The 17,769-nt window shown below is 45.3% G+C and carries 17 protein-coding genes; 4 read left to right on the forward strand and 13 right to left on the reverse strand.

Translation table 11 applies throughout. The features are described from left to right. Together L5M38_RS16775 and L5M38_RS16780 are read right to left on the reverse strand one after the other, a co-directional pair. Positions 1 to 174, reverse strand: a 174-nt coding sequence (locus tag L5M38_RS16775) for a transposase (protein ID WP_263148818.1), incomplete at its 3' end; no start/stop codon positions are given. Positions 175 to 232: 58 nt separating this feature from the next. Beyond that, the gene (locus L5M38_RS16780) at positions 233 to 646 is read right to left on the reverse strand and encodes a hypothetical protein (RefSeq protein WP_263179742.1); all 414 of its coding nucleotides are present in this window, start codon (positions 644 to 646) and stop codon (positions 233 to 235) included. Positions 647 to 1,610: 964 nt separating this feature from the next. Here L5M38_RS16780 and L5M38_RS16785 point away from each other — a divergent pair. Next, on the forward strand, positions 1,611 to 2,075 hold the full coding sequence (locus L5M38_RS16785; RefSeq protein ID WP_105251417.1) for a chemotaxis protein CheX: 465 nt from the start codon (positions 1,611 to 1,613) through the stop codon (positions 2,073 to 2,075). A 424-nt stretch (positions 2,076 to 2,499) separates the two neighbouring features. On the opposite strand, the gene alr is transcribed toward L5M38_RS16785, so the two are convergent. Beyond that, positions 2,500 to 3,576, reverse strand: coding sequence for an alanine racemase (gene alr / locus L5M38_RS16790; RefSeq protein WP_263179743.1), 1,077 nt, complete (start codon positions 3,574 to 3,576; stop codon positions 2,500 to 2,502). A 103-nt stretch (positions 3,577 to 3,679) separates the two neighbouring features. Next, positions 3,680 to 5,086 (reverse strand): replicative DNA helicase, encoded by a 1,407-nt coding sequence (gene dnaB, locus L5M38_RS16795; RefSeq protein WP_105251415.1) that lies wholly within the window; start codon positions 5,084 to 5,086, stop codon positions 3,680 to 3,682. Between the two features lie 125 nt (positions 5,087 to 5,211). On the opposite strand from dnaB, the gene L5M38_RS16800 reads away from it, so the two are divergent. Continuing rightward, positions 5,212 to 7,410, forward strand: a complete 2,199-nt coding sequence (locus tag L5M38_RS16800) for a S46 family peptidase (protein WP_263179744.1) — start codon at positions 5,212 to 5,214, stop codon at positions 7,408 to 7,410. Positions 7,411 to 7,943: 533 nt separating this feature from the next. Here L5M38_RS16800 and rplI read toward each other — a convergent pair. From rplI to rpsF, 4 genes are read right to left on the reverse strand one after another with little or no spacing between them, the layout of a single operon-like run. Next, positions 7,944 to 8,396, reverse strand: coding sequence for a 50S ribosomal protein L9 (gene rplI / locus L5M38_RS16805; protein WP_113939970.1), 453 nt, complete (start codon positions 8,394 to 8,396; stop codon positions 7,944 to 7,946). A 36-nt stretch (positions 8,397 to 8,432) separates the two neighbouring features. Then, complete coding sequence (gene rpsR, locus L5M38_RS16810) at positions 8,433 to 8,660, reverse strand: 30S ribosomal protein S18 (RefSeq protein WP_006083042.1); 228 nt, start codon at positions 8,658 to 8,660, stop codon at positions 8,433 to 8,435. A 12-nt stretch (positions 8,661 to 8,672) separates the two neighbouring features. Next, positions 8,673 to 8,978: a primosomal replication protein N gene (priB, locus tag L5M38_RS16815; protein ID WP_105251411.1), complete on the reverse strand. Its 306-nt coding sequence runs from the start codon at positions 8,976 to 8,978 to the stop codon at positions 8,673 to 8,675. Between the two features lie 8 nt (positions 8,979 to 8,986). Beyond that, positions 8,987 to 9,382 (reverse strand): 30S ribosomal protein S6, encoded by a 396-nt coding sequence (rpsF, locus tag L5M38_RS16820; RefSeq protein WP_105251410.1) that lies wholly within the window; start codon positions 9,380 to 9,382, stop codon positions 8,987 to 8,989. A gap of 213 nt (positions 9,383 to 9,595) precedes the next feature. On the opposite strand from rpsF, the gene L5M38_RS16825 reads away from it, so the two are divergent. Together L5M38_RS16825 and L5M38_RS16830 are read left to right on the forward strand one after the other, a co-directional pair. Continuing rightward, positions 9,596 to 10,339 carry a YdiY family protein gene (locus L5M38_RS16825; RefSeq protein WP_212600147.1) on the forward strand — a complete coding sequence of 248 codons (744 nt, stop codon included), beginning with the start codon at positions 9,596 to 9,598 and terminating at the stop codon, positions 10,337 to 10,339. Between the two features lie 242 nt (positions 10,340 to 10,581). After that, the gene (locus L5M38_RS16830; RefSeq protein ID WP_263179746.1) at positions 10,582 to 12,024 is read left to right on the forward strand and encodes an MFS transporter; all 1,443 of its coding nucleotides are present in this window, start codon (positions 10,582 to 10,584) and stop codon (positions 12,022 to 12,024) included. 114 nt (positions 12,025 to 12,138) lie between these two features. On the opposite strand, the gene rlmB is transcribed toward L5M38_RS16830, so the two are convergent. The 5 genes from rlmB to L5M38_RS16855 form a co-directional block, all read right to left on the reverse strand. Further along, positions 12,139 to 12,879 (reverse strand): 23S rRNA (guanosine(2251)-2'-O)-methyltransferase RlmB, encoded by a 741-nt coding sequence (gene rlmB, locus L5M38_RS16835; RefSeq protein WP_263179747.1) that lies wholly within the window; start codon positions 12,877 to 12,879, stop codon positions 12,139 to 12,141. Next, positions 12,880 to 15,303, reverse strand: a complete 2,424-nt coding sequence (rnr, locus tag L5M38_RS16840; RefSeq protein WP_263179749.1) for a ribonuclease R — start codon at positions 15,301 to 15,303, stop codon at positions 12,880 to 12,882. Between the two features lie 39 nt (positions 15,304 to 15,342). Further along, positions 15,343 to 15,999 (reverse strand): flagellar protein MotX, encoded by a 657-nt coding sequence (gene motX, locus L5M38_RS16845; protein WP_105251405.1) that lies wholly within the window; start codon positions 15,997 to 15,999, stop codon positions 15,343 to 15,345. Between the two features lie 112 nt (positions 16,000 to 16,111). Continuing rightward, positions 16,112 to 17,407, reverse strand: a complete 1,296-nt coding sequence (locus tag L5M38_RS16850; protein WP_263179750.1) for an adenylosuccinate synthase — start codon at positions 17,405 to 17,407, stop codon at positions 16,112 to 16,114. Between the two features lie 72 nt (positions 17,408 to 17,479). Next, positions 17,480 to 17,668: a DUF2065 domain-containing protein gene (locus tag L5M38_RS16855; protein ID WP_198573776.1), complete on the reverse strand. Its 189-nt coding sequence runs from the start codon at positions 17,666 to 17,668 to the stop codon at positions 17,480 to 17,482. Positions 17,669 to 17,769 lie beyond the last annotated feature (101 nt).

A 17,769-nucleotide genomic window follows, 5' to 3' on the forward strand; every position in this document is an offset into this window, starting at 1 on the left:
TGGTGTGCCACCCTGGCGTTCTAGTTTTAACTGTCTCACCCATTTATCCATAGTGGACTTACCTACGTTCATCGCCTTTGCAGCTTCGATGATGCTATGGTTTTTATCGAGGACTAATTGGGCTGCTTCAAGTTTGAATTCAGCACTAAATGTTTTTCTGGTTGTCGATCTCATGTGTTCACCTAAAGTCATCTACGAGGTAATAATATCACCTCTATTTAGGTGGCCAAAATTAGTGTGCCACTACATGAGCTAAGCTTTGCTGCCAGGTTGCACCGGCTAAGTTGTTATTAGCATACCGCCGACTTTCACGAAGATTACGTAAGCGCTGGTCACGCGCCGTAATAACCCGCTTGCGGTCAGCCTCAAGCCGAGTGATCTCTCGGGCAATGCGTTGTTTTTCGATATAGGTACTGATTTCTTTTTTCTTATCAGAAGTAGCGTTTGAACCCACGCTTGATTTAGAAATGCTGTCACTGCTTTTAATAAAGCTACCGACGCCACTTAAATCAACTGGCTGACTATTTTCATCGCAAGGATCGGCTTGATACTTTCCATCAGCACATTTATAGACTTCGGCAAAGGCCGAAAAAGTAGGACCGCTCGTTAACACCAGCGCGAGTATTATTAAAGATTTTCTATCCATAGATCACCTCAATGTTTATTGAGCAATCATATCACCAGCGGGGAACCATGAAACAACTTTTTAAAATCGGTGATCCTATAGTGAACCACACTTTTAACCACCTTATATAAATCAAATGGTTAAATTAAAATCTTACCTATCCAAAATGGGCGCAATGGAAAAGGTTCTGTCGATTGGAATAGTTGATATAACTGGGGTTTTACTCATTTTAGATTGAATCATCACTCTCACATTCTATTAAGCGGTTTTCACATATTTGTGCATTGGTCTAATTGCTAAGTATCCTGTGAGGTACCCAAATTATTGGATTAAGCGCTCAAGATGGTGTTTCCAGTACCCAGTAATTGACTCGCAAACACGTACTGAACAACACACTACAAATGCGTCGTTAGGGTGAAGCAAAAAGTGAGACAGTTTACAGCGAACATCGCACTTTTACAGAGTCAGCTAAGACGCTCAAGGCCAAGACGCCTTTTTGATAGCACTCCACAATGCCGAAAATAGCCATATAAAATGGGATTACGTAAGACGCGATGGGATAGAGAGTTGAGTAGCAACGCCTTCTCACGAGTTAAGTGCAAATAAAAGTCGAGTTACTCCATAAAAAGGCTAAAAAACTTTGCAGCATCGGCACTCATGAGCCACTATGAATGGGGCTAATGCAGCCCATTTTTGTATGTATGAGACGTAAAACAACGCTATTTGACGATAAGTGTCTTCCAAGCAAACTTATGAACCATCATACAAAACGGTCTAAACAATAAAGGACACGGTTATCTGGAGCTTTAACTGCCTATAACTCAGATAAATGATAAGAATATCTTTAAATTAGCCTCACATTTATAGCTGTCTCATCTAAGCTGATAGAGTGTGATCAAGATTGCTGTCGATAAGCAACTTTTCTAATAGCCTTAAGCAATGCCATTACTCCATGGTTTAGGCTCAAAAGAGGACAAACTTAGGCATGAACGTTAATTTTATTAATCCTTTCCTCCAATCTTTGCTCAATGTCATATCTACGATGGCGAGCATGGATTTGACGCCGGGCAAACCCCAAATCAAAGTAGATAACTTAGCTAAGGGTGATGTGTCCGGCCTAATAGGTCTTGTTGGACCCCAAACAAAAGGATCACTGTCGATTACCTTCGAACAAAAGCTTGTTTTGCAGATAATGCAGAATATGCTGGGCGAAAACCCAGGTAAAATTAACGAGGAAGTGACTGACTTAGTAGGCGAAATTACGAATATGGTGACTGGTGGCGCAAAAAATCTTTTGGGTCAAAAAGGCTATGAATTTGAAATGGCCACTCCTATGGTCGTATCAGGAAAAGGCCATACTATTTCCCATAAAGCTAATGGCACTAAGATTATCATGCCATTTACAAGCCCGCATGGTACTGCTTATATTGAAATATGTTTTGAAAACTAATTGCTTAAATGCATCAAGCCAGTCAGCTCAAAATACATTAAATATCCTGTCGCTCTGGATCTTATGTTTCATTCGCTTATTTAAAGCCAGATAACAAAGATCAGAACGGCTGGTTTACCGTAACCTGAATTGAGATATTTTTATCGTCTATTTTGCCGCCTAACACCAGTTCAGCACAGCTTCATCCTCAGGTCCAAAACATATTGCGTCGCCAACGATGAACTGCAAACCACTATTTTGCTTATCTCAGCCCTACAGGTTCGATACTTCTCCCGCTAACAAATAACTATAATTCATAGTGTTATTTGCAGTAACCATTCGTGTAGAGGCAATTATTCATCCTGACACTTTACATAAAAGAAAACGGTGTTTAATCACCGTTTTCTTGCTAAAAAGTGTCCCCAAATACTTCCATTTGTCAGGGTTAAGCTAAGCAAACAGCAACCCTTGGCGTAAGCTTAGTAACTAATTCATAAGCGATAGTGCCGATATGTTCAGCGACTTCCTCCACGGGTAATGCCTTACCCCACAGCAATGCACTATCCCCAACTTTATCTTGCGCACCTTGACCTAAGTCAACGGTCAACATGTCCATAGAAACACGGCCTACTATGGGTACGCGGCGACCATTGACCCACACGGGTGTGCCTTCCGGTGCATTGCGAGGATAACCATCACCATAACCAATCGCCACTACGCCTAAACGAGTATCTTGCTTCGCGGTCCAGAAACAACCATAGCCCACTGGCTGATTGGCTTTATGATCCCGTACCGCAATCAACTGTGATACTAATTCCATCGCAGGAACTAGCCCGTGATTCGCACCGCAATCACCAGTAACAGGAGATACACCATAGAGTGCGATACCAGGACGGATCCAATCGCCTTGGCTCTGAGGCCAATACAAGGCACCAGCAGAGTTTGCTAAGGTTCTAAATCCGGGCAAGCCTGCCGTTAACGTATTAAAAGCCGCCATCTGTACTGAGGTATAGGTGTTTTCAGGCTCGTCCGCACAGGCAAAATGTGTCATCAAATGGATCGGTTTTGCCACATTTGGACAGGCCATTAACCTTGCGTAAACCGTTGAAAATTGTTCGGGCGTAAAACCTAAACGATGCATGCCTGAATCCACTTTAAGCCAGACAGTGACAGGTTTTGACAACACAGTTTGCTCTAACATTTCAAGCTGAGAACTGTGGTGCACTACAGTGTCGATATCATGCCCGACGAGTAACGGAAGATCGGTGGCACGGAAAAAACCTTCTAGTAATAACAAACGCGCTGTCACGCCGCCCGCTCGTAATTCTAAGGCTTCATCCAATCGTGCTAGGCCAAAGCCATCGGCACTGACTAAACAATTAGCGACATTCAATAATCCATGACCATAACCGTTCGCTTTAACAACGGCCATGATTCGACTCGCTGGTGCCTGTTGACGCAACGCAGCGAGATTGGTTTGCAGTGCACTACTGCTAATTTCTGCACGGGGAAAAGGGTTCAAAATTTACCTTGTTTACTCAGGAAATAAAAAGTCACGGATATAAAAAAATACATCAATACAGCTCATCTTCTGCAAACGCAAACTGACTGTTTTTAAAAGTCAATTAATCTTCTTCAAACTGCGGCCCAGCATAATTATCGAAACGCGAAAATTGCCCTTGGAAAGTGAGCCGCACCCGACCAATGGGGCCGTTACGTTGCTTACCAATGATGATTTCTGCCGTGCCTTTATCTTGAGAATCGTTGTTATACACTTCATCGCGATAAATAAACATGATGAGATCCGCATCTTGCTCGATAGCACCCGATTCACGTAAATCCGAGTTGACAGGACGTTTATCGGCCCTTTGTTCGAGCGAGCGGTTAAGCTGCGACAGGGCAATAATCGGGATTTCCAACTCTTTTGCTAATGCTTTCAGCGAGCGTGAAATTTCAGAAATTTCTAAGGTACGGTTATCTTTTAAGGCGGGCACCTGCATTAACTGCAAGTAATCTATCATGATCATAGATAAACCACCGTACTCACGGGCGATACGACGCGCGCGGCTACGGACTTCGGTCGGCGTTAACCCCGAACCGTCATCGATATACATTTTACCTTGTTCGAGCATGATCCCCATGGTCGATGAAACCCGCGCCCAATCTTCATCATCGAGCTGACCAGTACGGATTTTGGTTTGATCAACACGACCCAAGGAGGCCAGCATACGCATCATAATCTGTTCTGACGGCATCTCGAGACTGAAGATAAGTACGGGTTTATCTTCATTCATTGCGGCCTGTTCGCACAAGTTCATCGCAAAGGTGGTTTTACCCATAGAAGGACGCGCCGCAACGATAATCAAGTCGCCAGACTGGAAACCAGCGGTCATCTTATCCAAATCGTTAAAGCCGCTCGAAACTCCAGTCACACCGTTATGGGGGTTGTTATAAAGCTGCTCAATCTTATCGACGGTTTTTTCCAGAATGGTTTTAATGCCTTCGGGACCTTCATTAGCATTGGTTCGCATCTCGGCGATCTTAAATACTTTACTCTCAGCCAGGTCGAGTAATTCACCCGAGTCCCGACCTTCTGGGTTATAGCCCGCATCGGCAATCTCATGCGCGACGCGGATCATGTCACGAACGACAGCACGTTCACGGACGATTTCAGCGTAAGATAAAATATTACCCGCACTTGGGGTATTTTTCGCAATCTCACCTAAATAGGCAAAACCACCGGCATCTTCTAATTGGTTCTCAACTTCTAACTGTTCAGAAACAGTGATCAAATCGATCGGTTGCCCTAAATCAACCAATCTGTGCATGGCAGAAAAGATCATCTTATGTGAGCGAGAGTAAAAATCCTCTTTTACGACAGCCTCAGCGACCCTGTCCCACGCTTCGGCATCTAACATCAAGCCGCCTAATACCGATTGTTCAGCCTCAATTGAATGCGGTGGCAGCTTGAGTCCATCAAGTTGCAAATCTCTTGGCTTACTTTTAGGCTTAAAAGCACCTTGTTGTGACATTAACGCTCCCGATTTCCAACAACTTAACAAAATATGATATAAAACCCGCGTCAAGCAAACAGGATGTTTACACTCACCTGTTATTTCATTCCAACGGACACTCTAACAATCAATAAGGAAAGAACATGCGTATTGCATTGGTTGCGGCCTTAGTACTGACATCCGGCATAGCAACTGCCGACGAAGGACAATGGCAACCTTATCAAATGCCTTCAATTGCAGACAAACTCAGTGAACGCGGAATCGATATTCCGGCAGAAAAACTGGCCGATCTGACAAGTTATCCAATGAACGCTGTGGTTGGGCTGGGCTATTGTACCGCCAGTTTTGTCTCCCCCCAAGGGCTAGTTGTGACAAACCACCATTGTGCCTACAAGGCGATACAATATAACACTAAGCAAGAGCATAACTACCTAGAACAAGGCTTTTTAGCAACATCGATGGACAAGGAACCCTCTGCCGGTCCCAACGAACGTTTATACATCACAGAAGCAGTGACCAATGTCACCGCGCAAATCAATAAAGACCTCAGCCAAGACCCGCTAAGTCGTTACGAAGATATCCAAAATCACAGTAAAGCGCTCATCAAAAGCTGTGAAGCCGATGCTAACTATCGTTGTAATGTGCGCAGTTTCCATAACGGCTTAGAATACTACTTAATCAAGCAATTGATGATCCGCGATGTGCGCTTAGTCTACGCACCACCTGAAAGTGTTGGGGGCTATGGTGGCGATATTGATAACTATGAATATCCACGCCATTCGGGTGATTTTGCCTTCCTACGGGCTTATGTGGGTAAAGATGGCAAACCTGCTGCTTATAGCGACGATAATATTCCTTACCAGCCAAAGAGTTACCTTAAGGTCAATGCCGATGGCGTAAAAGCCGGTGACGGTGTGTTTGTGGCGGGTTACCCAGGCACGACTAGCCGTTACAACCTGACCAGTGAACTTAAGTTTGCCAGTGATTGGTTGTACCCAACCCAAGCTAAGCGCTATCAATTACAGATTGATACTATCGAGGCTATGGGACAAAAAGATGCCGATATCGCCATTAAGTACGCAGGTAATATGGCCTCAATGGCCAACCGGATGAAGAAACTCAACGGCCTATTAGCGGGTTTTAAAGCAACGGATATCATTGGCATTAAGCAAAGCCGTGAAGATAATTTTTTAGCTTGGCTTAAACAAAACCCTAAGCTAAATCAAAATCTCATTGCTGAGTTAGAAGTGTTACTCGCCGAGCAACAACAAGCGTTCCAAAGTAATTACTACTTTACCAATGCCCAATCTAGCACATTGTTAACCGCAGCAAACAGCCTCTACCGTCTTGCTAAAGAAAAACAAAAGCCCGATGCCGAGCGTGAGCAAGGCTACCAAGAACGTGATATTGCAATGCTAAGCTCACGTCTTAAACGTATCGATTCAAGTTTTGATGTCACTGTTGATAAGACTTTGTGGCTACAAGATTTAAATGCTTACCTTAGCCAATCAAATCGCGTAGCAACACTCGATGAAATGCTAAGTGTGAACACGAAAGATGCCGATCTAGCAGCTAAACTCGATGGTTTGTACTCACTCACTACGCTCACAGACCAAGCTAAGCGCCTCGCGTGGATGAATGCCGATGCTAGCGCTTTCGAAACCAGTGCCGATCCCTTTATTCGTTTAGCCGTAGCACTTTACGACACGAATATGGCACAGGAAAAGTCAGAAAAAATCTTAGACGGCAAGCTGTCTAGTGCTCGCCCTGATTATATGGCGGCCGTAATCGAATACTACAAAGCAAACAACTGGCCAGTCTATCCTGACGCCAACGGTACGCTACGGATCAGCTATGGCATGGTTGATGGTTATCAATCACGTGATGCGCTCTATAAACAGCCGTTTACTCGTCTTGATGGCATAGTCGCAAAACACACAGGCGTTGAGCCCTATAATGCGCCGAAAAAACTCCTCGATGCGATTAGCGAACAACGTTTTGGCGATCATCTGGTGAAGTCGGTTTATCAAGATCCCCGCGGCTGGATTTGCAGACTCTTCTCTTGTTTAGATAAACCAGAGGAATTTAACTCAGTACCGGTTAATTTCTTATCCAGCGTGGACACCACAGGTGGTAACTCCGGTTCACCAGTCTTCAACGGAAAAGGTGAGTTAGTGGGCCTTAACTTCGACTCAACCTATGAAGCTATCACTAAAGATTGGTTCTTCAACCCAACCATCACCCGTGCAGTGCACGTGGATATTCGCTATATCCTGTGGATGATGGACGAGGTCGACCATGCCGATAACTTAATCCAAGAATTGGATTTAGTGAGAAATTAATACTCTGAGCCAAACACGGATTCAACCCATCTAGTCAAAAGCCGTTCACTGTCATGACAGTGAGCGGCTTTTATTTGGGCTAGTATTTTAAACGCGGATACGCTTTGAGACTGAATGAGTAGACATATCACTTGCCGCATAATACCAATCGTATTAAATATCTGTTCATTCAGCGGGAGTTCAACGCGCTTTAGACAAGGCGAAGGCTTGAAGGCATAGTGGTGCTCTGTCGAAAGCCTTAAACGCAGTATAAAGCGCTTTGCCATGCCGTTAACATCAGCCGCCCTTCGGGAGCCTCACAGGCATCCCACTCCCGTGTTACATTGACTTAAAAGGAAATAACCATTTCTGCGTCAATGCGCCTTGGATTGAGATGCCTGTGAGGCTCTGAACTGATTAGATATTTAATGTGATTGGTATTAATCCATCGCAAACCAATATCAAACCATATTGACCACAGCTAAATACTGAATTTCAGCCATAAAAAAACACCGCCGAAGCGGTGTTTCTCTTAAGATTAAAGCAAGGAGTAATTAAGCTTCTGCAACGATAGAAACTTTAACAACAGCTTTAACTTCAGTGTGTAACTGAACTTCAACTTCGAAGTCGCCAGTAGTACGCAGAGCGCCTAATGGTAAACGAACTTCTGATTTAGCCAGCTCAACACCAGCAGCAGTCACTGCATCAGCGATGTCACGGTTGCCAACTGAACCAAACAGTTTGCCTTCATCACCCGCTTTAGAAGCAATAACAACAGCTTCCAGTGCAGTGATTTTCTCAGCACGTAGGTTAGCAGCAGCTAATTCAGCAGCTAATTTAGCTTCTAATTCAGCGCGACGAGCTTCAAATACTTTAACGTTGCTTTCGTTAGCAACAACAGCTTTACCTTGTGGCAAAAGGTAGTTACGAGCGTAACCAGCTTTAACAGTAACTTGGTCACCCAAGTTGCCTAGGTTAGCGATTTTATCAAGCAGAATAACGTTCATTATCAAATCCTCTATATTCGATTAGGAATACTGCAATTACTGATGTAAATCAGTGTATGGCAGTAGAGAAAGATAACGAGCACGCTTGATAGCGCGAGCTAGTTGGCGCTGATATTTAGCACTAGTACCAGTGATACGGCTAGGAACAATCTTGCCGCTTTCAGTGATGTAGTTCTTTAAAGTAACGATATCTTTGTAATCAATTTCTGCAACACCTTCAGCGGTGAAACGGCAGAACTTGCGACGACGGAAATAACGTGCCATGTTGACAGTCTCCTAAGTTTTCAATTCGACATTTTCGGCATGGATGACTAAGCGGTTCTGACCATTACGCCCCTGTTGAAGCGTCATAAAGCCTTGCACTTGTACTTCCACACCTGCTTTCAGATCTTCTGCGACGCTTTCAAAGCGTGGGCCACTCAATATCACTTGAATTTGTACGTAGACGTTGCGGAGCATTTCGGCTTCATAACGCTGCGATTTGTGTTCCAACATAATTACACTGTGTGCAATACCTGCAGGGCTTTTAAAGCGTCTTGAACGAGTTATCGTTCCTGACAACACCAAGTTATTGGTGGTCACAGATTACCTTACTCAGCGATTTCTTCAGCGTGAGCTTCATCATATGAGCGTTCGCCAGCTGGGCCACGACGTGAATCGCGCTCATCTCTAGCTCTAGCCATTGGAGATGCTTCAGTAACGGCAACTTTAGTACGCATTACCATGTTACGCAGAACTGCGTCGTTGAAACGGAAAGCTGTTTCTAGCTCTTCGATCGTCTCTGCTTTAGCTTCAACGTTCATCAGAACGTAGTGAGCTTTATGCAGGTCAAGGATTGGGTAAGCCAGTTGACGACGGCCCCAATCTTCTAAACGGTGGATTGTGCCGTTAGCTTCGGTGATAACACCTGTGTAACGCTCAATCATACCTGGTACTTGTTCACTTTGATCTGGGTGAACCATAAATACGATTTCGTAATGACGCATTTATTGCTCCTTACGGTTATGTAGCCTCGGTATTGGCTCAGTCAGACCAAATGGAGGCAAGGAACGAAAAATAGTGACTGATTTGAGCGCGAGATAGTACAGAAAGCAAGCCAGAAACTCAAGCAATAACTTTGCCTCGCCAATCAATACAGGTATGATGGCGGTTCGCCTACATTCGGACGTCTGAAATCAGCTAACCAAGAATAAAACATAATGCTAAAAGTTATTGCGCCAATCAGTTTGTTTTTCCTTTCATTTCCAGCGCTTGCGCTTGTTCCACCTGATTATCAGGAACCGCCCAGCGATTTTACCGCGGAAATCGAAGCTGGCTTGCAACTGAACACAGGCAATACCGAATCCAGCAGTTTTAATGGTCGAACCCAACTGATTTACGATACAAAGCAAACCAAGCAAGAAGCCACACTAAAAGCCTATTTTGCCTCAGAAAAAAGTCAAACAACCTCCGAAAAATATGAGCTACAGTTACAATCGAACTATAAACTGACTAAGGGTTATGTCTTCGGACGTGGTGATTTTACTTGGGATCAATTCGGTAGTTACACGCAAATATCGACTCTTTCGAGTGGTTACGGTTTCAATGCTATCAGTAGTTATAAAACAAAACTCAGTCTCGAGTTCGGCCCAGGTTATCGATATAACTTACCTGCAGAATCGATAACCATCCCCAGCCCTGATGCCGAAAAAGATGTCATTCTTCGTACCGCTGCCAAATTCTCTCAAAAACTACAGGAATACAGCAGTCTCAATGCCGATCTCACCGCGGAAGTGGGCGAGAACAACAACACCCTCACCTTAGATATGAACTATAAAAATCTGGTGTTCCAAGATTGGGCATTTAAGATCGGTATGAACATCAAATACACTGAAGTGGTACCAGAAGGAAGCCAACCCATGGATACCATCACCACCTTCAACTTGCTTTACACTTTTAGATAACTCTTTTTAAAAAATACGACGAAATACATAGAGTAAGATGACGCTAATAGCCTACTCGGCTGGCGTCTATGTGAATGCTTTACAAGCATCCCCTTGAGTTGTTCCGACATAATTCAGTGATTTTTTGAGCAGAAATGCGCAATTAATCAAGATTTACCAACAATTTGCAACACAACATAAACACTAACCCCTGATATACTCACTCCTCATTATCAATCTAGTTTGTGTTTTCGGAGTTGTATATGACTAATCCGCTGCGCACTTTCGCCTCTTTATATAGCACCACATTATTAATGGTATTAGCCGGCGGCTTGCTTACCACCTATCTTGGGCTCAGGCTCTCAGTGATGAATGTGCCACAAATATGGATTGGCGGCATGATGTCGGCCTACTATGTTGGCCTAGTGGCAGGCTCTAAGATTGGTCATCGACTTATCGCTCAAGTGGGCCATATCCGCGCCTTTGTCGCCAGTGCAGGCATAGTCGCGGCATCGGCATTAGGCCATGCACTCGTGGATGAGCTAGCGGTTTGGCTGCTCCTCAGACTCGTGGTAGGCATGGGGATGATGTGCCAATACATGGTGTTAGAAAGTTGGCTTAACGAACAAGCTGAAAGTAATCAAAGGGGCACAGTGTTTGCGAGTTATATGATCGTATCTTACTTCGGCTTAATCTTGGGCCAAGGTGCGATCAGTATTTTCCCCGAATTAGGACTAGAGCCACTACTGCTTATCGCAATTTGTTTCTCACTCTGTATCGTACCGATTTCACTCACGCGTCGTCTTCACCCTGCGCCTTTGGTCCCAGCTCCACTCAAAATTGCCCATTACTGGAAAAAAGCGCCGCAGGCACTCACAACCATCGCGATTGGTAGCATGATAGTGGGTTCGTTTTATGGTCTCGCGCCCGCCTATGCTAGTAACTTAGGTTTGCCGCCTGAAAAAGTCGCCACTTATATGACAGCAACGATTTTAGCAGGATTACTAGCACAATGGCCTATGGGGAAACTGTCCGACATTATGTCCCGCAGCCGCCTTATTCGTATCAACTGTATATTGCTTGGCATCTTAGCCTTAGCCATCGCCTTAACGCCCTATCATCCAGTGATTTCGCTGGTGATGACCTTCCTGTTTGGTATTTTAGGTTTCACCTTCTATCCACTTGCTACGGCACTGGCTAACTCACGAGTCGAACAGAATGAGCGGGTCGGTTTATCTGCCACCATCTTATTAACCTTCGGCTTAGGGGCCAGTATCGGTCCACTGATCGCCTCGACGTTGATGCAATGGCTTGGCAACAGCATGTTATATGGCTTTATGTCAGCCTGTACCTTAATACTCTTTGTGCGTTTACGTTATGTACATTCACAGCAAAAAGTCGAAACCAATGTCACCCAAGACTACATAATGGCGACGGGCGACTTAGTCTCGTCACCACTGGCGGCAGCGTTGGACCCACGGGTTGATGTTGAATCAATTCAAGAGCATATGACGCCCAGCGCTAACTTAGATGAATCGGAGCATGATTTAGGGGCCGATGGCGTCGATGACGATATTATCGATGATAATGACAGTGATGAGGAACAACTCGCCTTTAGTTTCGATATTGAGCAAGCAGAGCCTGAAGCCGCTCAAATAGATGAAACTGATAGCAATCAGGTTAACCTAGACAAAGCGATGACGTAAAAAAGGCCAATAAAAAACGGATTAACTTTATATCGTTAATCCGCCTTTTTATTACGACCAGTTGTTACTTCAAGCCTGATACTGCATATGTGAGATCAGGCAAACGTGAGCATATTAGCTACGACGCTGACGCACTGCTTCAAATAGGCAAATACCCGTTGCAACCGATACGTTCAAGCTAGACACACTACCGGCCATAGGGATAGAGATCAGTGAATCACAAGACTCACGGCTTAATCGGCGTAAGCCTTTGTCTTCAGCTCCCATAGCAATCGCCAATGATCCCTTGAGATCCGCTTGATAAAGCTCGCAATCTGCCTCGCCCGCAGTGCCCACAATCCACACACCTTTATCCTGCAGGTGACGCATAGTGCGCGCAAGATTAGTCACTTGGAATAAAGGCACTGTTTCCGCAGCGCCACATGCCACTTTACTCACAGTCGCCGTTAAGCCAACTGAATTGTCTTTAGGCACGATAATACCTTGCACGCCAGCCGCATCGGCATTACGTAGGCAAGCGCCTAAGTTATGGGGATCCGTCACACCATCCAAAATCAACAGGAATGCTTGCTCAGTGTTAGCAAGCAGCACATCTAAATCTTGCTCATTCAATACTTTCGCCGCTTTAACACGCGCGACTATGCCTTGATGTTGGCTGCTTTCCGCTTTGTCATCTAAGGCTTTACGAGAAGCGACTTGAATCGTCGTGCCAAAGGCTTTAGCCTGCTCGGCCAGCACAGTTAAGCGCTCATCATCACGACCTTGTAACAGCCACAACTCAATAATGCGCTCAGGGCTGTGTTTTAACAGGGCTTCAACTGCGTGGATCCCAAAAATAATATCTTGTTTTTTCATTTATTTCTTTCTCGTGCTCCGCTTAGCGGCTTTTGGCTTTTTAGCCGGATCTTTTACTGCTGCTTTTTTAGCTTTAGTGCCAGCTTTGGCCTTAGGTTTGGTTTTGCCTGTTTCAGCCTTGGCGCTAGATGCCGCGGTTTTGCCTGCTTTACCTTGCTTAGCGCCTTCACGATTAACGCGCTCACGGGCTGTCATCGGCTTATCACGACTGGCAGATGCATTACGCTTACCACCTTTGCCGTCATCACCCAGCATAACCAAATCAATCTGTCTGTCATCTAAGTTGACTGCAGCAACCTTAACCGTCACAGGATCGCCGACTTGATAAACTTGACCTGTGTGCTCACCGATAAGACGTTGACGCATAGGGTCGAATTGGTAGTAATCGCTACCAAGACTTGAGATATGCACTAAGCCATCGATAAACAGTTCATTTAAGCGCACAAACAAACCAAAACTGGTCACTGAGGCAATCACAGCTTCAAAGGTATCGCCGACGTGATCTTGCATAAACTCGCACTTGAGCCAATCGCTAACATCGCGAGTCGCTTCATCGGCACGACGTTCTGTGGTCGAACACTCTTCGCCTAATTGGTCGAGCTCATCGAGCTGATAGTGATAGCCACCATCCTGCGTCCACTTCTCAGTGGCTTCGCCTCTTTCCTTCGCCAGTAAATAACGGATCACACGATGTAACACTAAATCCGGATAGCGGCGAATGGGCGAGGTAAAATGCGCATATTCTTCTAAGGCTAAACCGAAGTGACCTTCGTTATCCGGAGTGTAAATTGCCTGACGCATAGAGCGCAGCAACATCACTTGGATAAGTTCAGCATCGGGACGGTCGGCAATTTGCAGCATTACGTTCTGATAATCGGACGGCGTTGGCTCAAGACCACCAGTCATAGTCAAGCCACGCTCAGCAAGGAACTCTTTAAAGTTCGCTAGCTTTTGCTCAGATGGCGCTTCATGTACGCGATACAAGACTTCGCCTTTGTGTTTCTTCACAAATTTAGCCGCAGAAACGTTGGCTAAAATCATACATTCTTCAATGATTTTATGGGCTTGATTACGGCCACGCGGCACGATTTTATCAATCTTGCGCTGCTCATTGAAAATGAACTGCGTTTCCATGGTTTCAAACGCAATCGCACCACGCTCGGCTCTTTGCTCATCGAGCGCTAAATACAATGACTGTAAACACTGCAAATGCGGGAACAAAGCCTCGTGCTCAGGCGCAATGGGGCCGCCTTCTAACATTGCTGCCACTTGGGTATAAGTGAAACGGGCATGGGAATACATTACCGCTGGATAAAACTTATAACCTGATAACTTACCTTTAGCAGATACGGTCATCTCGGCGACCATACATAAACGGTCGACGTGGGGATTAAGCGAACATAGGCCGTTAGAGATTTTCTCCGGCAGCATAGGGATCACTTGCGATGGGAAATACACAGAGTTACCACGGGCACGCGCTTCGGTATCCAAGGCAGAATCGGTACGCACATAATAACTGACGTCGGCAATCGCAACCCATAAACGCCAGCCACCACCGGCTTTTTTCTCCGCATACACGGCATCGTCAAAATCGCGGGCGTCTTCACCGTCGATAGTCACTAATGGCAGATGACGTAAATCCACACGACCGACTTTATCGGCGTCGGTTACTTCATCGGGAATACGGCGCAGTTTCTTCTCAATCACAGGTGACCAAGTATGGGGTAAATCATAATTACGCAGGGCAATTTCGATTTCCATACCCGGCGCCATTTGCTTACCGAGCACTTCAGTCACTTTACCCGCAGCCTTAACAAAACGGCCTGGGCGACGCGTTAATTCAACCACAACCACATCACCTTGACGGGCGCCATTGCGATCTTCATTCGCGACTAAAATTTCTTGGGTAATACGCTTATCATCGGCAATGACAAATGCCATACCGCTATCGACATGATAACGGCCAACAATCGCGGCACTTCGCGGCTGGATCAGACGAACCAAACGCGCTTCGCGACGGCCACGACGATCTGTGCCCGCTTTTTGCGCCAGCACTTTATCACCGTGGAAATACATCAGCATGTCGCGGTTCGAAATAAATAAGTCATCACCGCCTTCATCGGGTTTGAAAAAGCCGAAGCCTTCTCTGTGTCCGAGCACTGTGCCGGGGATCAGATCCATTTTCTCGGGTAAGCCATAGCTCTGCCCACGAGTGAACACCAGTTCGCCATCGCGTTCCATCGCACGTAGGCGACGGCGCAAGGCCTCAAGTTGTTCTTCCTCTTGGATGTTTAACGCCGCGGCAATGCTGTCACGAGTGATAGGTGATTTTTGAGAACGTAAGTAATCGAGAATATACTCACGGCTTGGGATAGGGTTTTCGTACTTATCCTGTTCACGCTCAAAATGAGGGTCTTTGATCATTCAATATCCAAATAATGTGTCTCTAGATTAAGAGACCACTTAACGGGTTCGCAACTGTTCTTGCTGGGCCCGCGCCACTGCACTGGGGGGCATTTTAGCTGCTAACACCTGCAGTAAAGACAAGGCTTTTTTCTTAGTCGCCTCGTCCGCAAATACATCGTTATATAACCAATGATAGGCCATCTCGTAATCCCTAGGACTACCATAACCTTCACCGAATAAACGAACTAACATCATACGAGCGGATAAACTGCCACTTGCAGCCGCAGGCAGTAAATAATGCACTGCTCTGTCTTTATTGCGGATGACAAATTTCCCACTCTGATAATACTCGGCAAGCTTTAACATCGCTTCTGAGCTACCTTGTTCGGCCGAGTCACGTAACAAAGCAATACCCTTCACAGGGTTAGCCTTCACACACGTTCCATGATTGAGCATTTCGCCCCAAAGAAATTGATATAAAGGCTGTTTTAAGACTTGGGCTCGCGCCTCAATGTCTTGGACTAACTGGCAATCATCACGTTTCACTTTCGCTAAGTATTGATTGCTACGGATCAAATCAAGCAATTGATCTTGACTATAAATATCCACCGCCTGCGTTTCAGCAAAGCACATTGAAGATACTAAAGGCAGTAGCGCAACGAGTGCTGTACGTAGCATAACGACTCTCAATGACAGTAGGATGAATACTTGCATCGGCAGTATAACCTATTTCTTGAGCTTGAGCTGAATTTCTAACCGCAGAATAAAACAGAGAAAGGCATAAAGAAGCAGAGAAAAAGGCCGTGAAACACGGCCTTAACAGATCTTAATTGAACGGATTAACCAAAATCATGGTTTCGTTACGATCAGGACCCGTAGAGATAATGTCGATAGGTGTTTCTAATAACTCTTCAAGACGCTTGATATAATTGATCGCTGCTTGAGGCAGTTGCTCAATTGATGTCGCGCCAAAAGTCGACTCGCTCCAACCCGGCATAGTTTCATAAACCGGCGTAACCAGTTCATAACCTTCAGCGGCCAGCGGAGTGACTTTAGAGATAGTGCCATCAGGATTCTGATAACCGACACAAATCTTCACTTCTTTCAGACCATCAAGTACATCTAACTTAGTCAAGCAGAAGCCGCTAACACTGTTGATTTGAACTGCGCGGCGCATTGCCACAGCATCCAACCAACCTGGACGACGCTTACGACCCGTTGTTGCACCAAACTCATGACCTTTAGTACCTAAATGATCACCGACTTCACATAATAGTTCAGTTGGGAATGGACCTGCACCTACGCGAGTGGTGTAAGCCTTCATGATACCTAAGACATAGTCTAAGTGACGCGGACCAAAACCTGAACCCGTCGCAACACCACCGGCAGTGGTATTTGAAGAGGTTACAAATGGGTATGTTCCGTGGTCGATATCGAGTAATGTACCTTGAGCGCCTTCGAACAGAATTGGCTCTACGGCTTTACGCGCAGTATCCAATAGTTCAGTCACATCAACACACATGCTCTTCAGATAATCGGCCATAGCCAAAGCATCTGCTAGCGTTTGCTCGTAATCAACCGCTTCGACTTGATAGTACTCTGTCAGCATAAAGTTATGGTATTTCATAACTTCTTTCAGCTTTTCAGCAAACAGTTCAGCATTGAACAGGTCACCTACTCGCAGACCGCGACGAGAGATCTTGTCTTCATACGCAGGTCCAATACCACGGCCAGTCGTACCAATAGCTTTATTACCGCGCGCTTTTTCACGGGCAATATCAAGGGCACAATGGAAGGGAAGGATCAGCGGACACGCTTCAGAGATCAACAGACGTTCCTCAACAGGAACTCCACGATCTTTCAGCATGTTGATCTCTTTCATCAGGGCGTCAGGTGCAAGCACCACACCGTTGCCAATAATGCATTTCACATTATCGCGCAGGATACCCGATGGGATCAGATGAAGAACGGTTTTTTCACCGTCGATAACCAAGGTATGACCAGCATTGTGGCCGCCTTGATAGCGAACTACATATTTTGCCTGTTCTGTTAGAAGGTCGACAATCTTACCTTTTCCTTCGTCACCCCATTGGGTGCCGAGAACAACTACGTTTTTGCCCATTATTTGCTGCAAGGTTGCGGTTAAAAAAGAATTTTAACAGATCTTAGTTAATAAGGGCAAGCAGGCTATTTTTTACGCAAAAATAACCCAAAGAACGACTCCAGCCGTGACTAACGCCCCACCAAGTCGCTGGATAACTTGCTGATTTTGATGGGAGAGTTCATTTAAATAACGACGCCATTTATTTGGGAATAATAATGGCCCAAGGCCTTCCAAAACCAACACAAGTGCCACTGCTAGCATAAAAATCTGAAAAGTCATGCTTACCTCAAACTCACTCGCTTAATATAAATTTATTGTATATCAGCATACTCCAACCAAAGAGTTTTCTTATACCGTCAATTTTTAGCCAATAAAAAACC

Source organism: Shewanella sp. SM101 (assembly GCF_025654465.1).
GTDB lineage: Bacteria > Pseudomonadota > Gammaproteobacteria > Enterobacterales > Shewanellaceae > Shewanella > Shewanella oncorhynchi.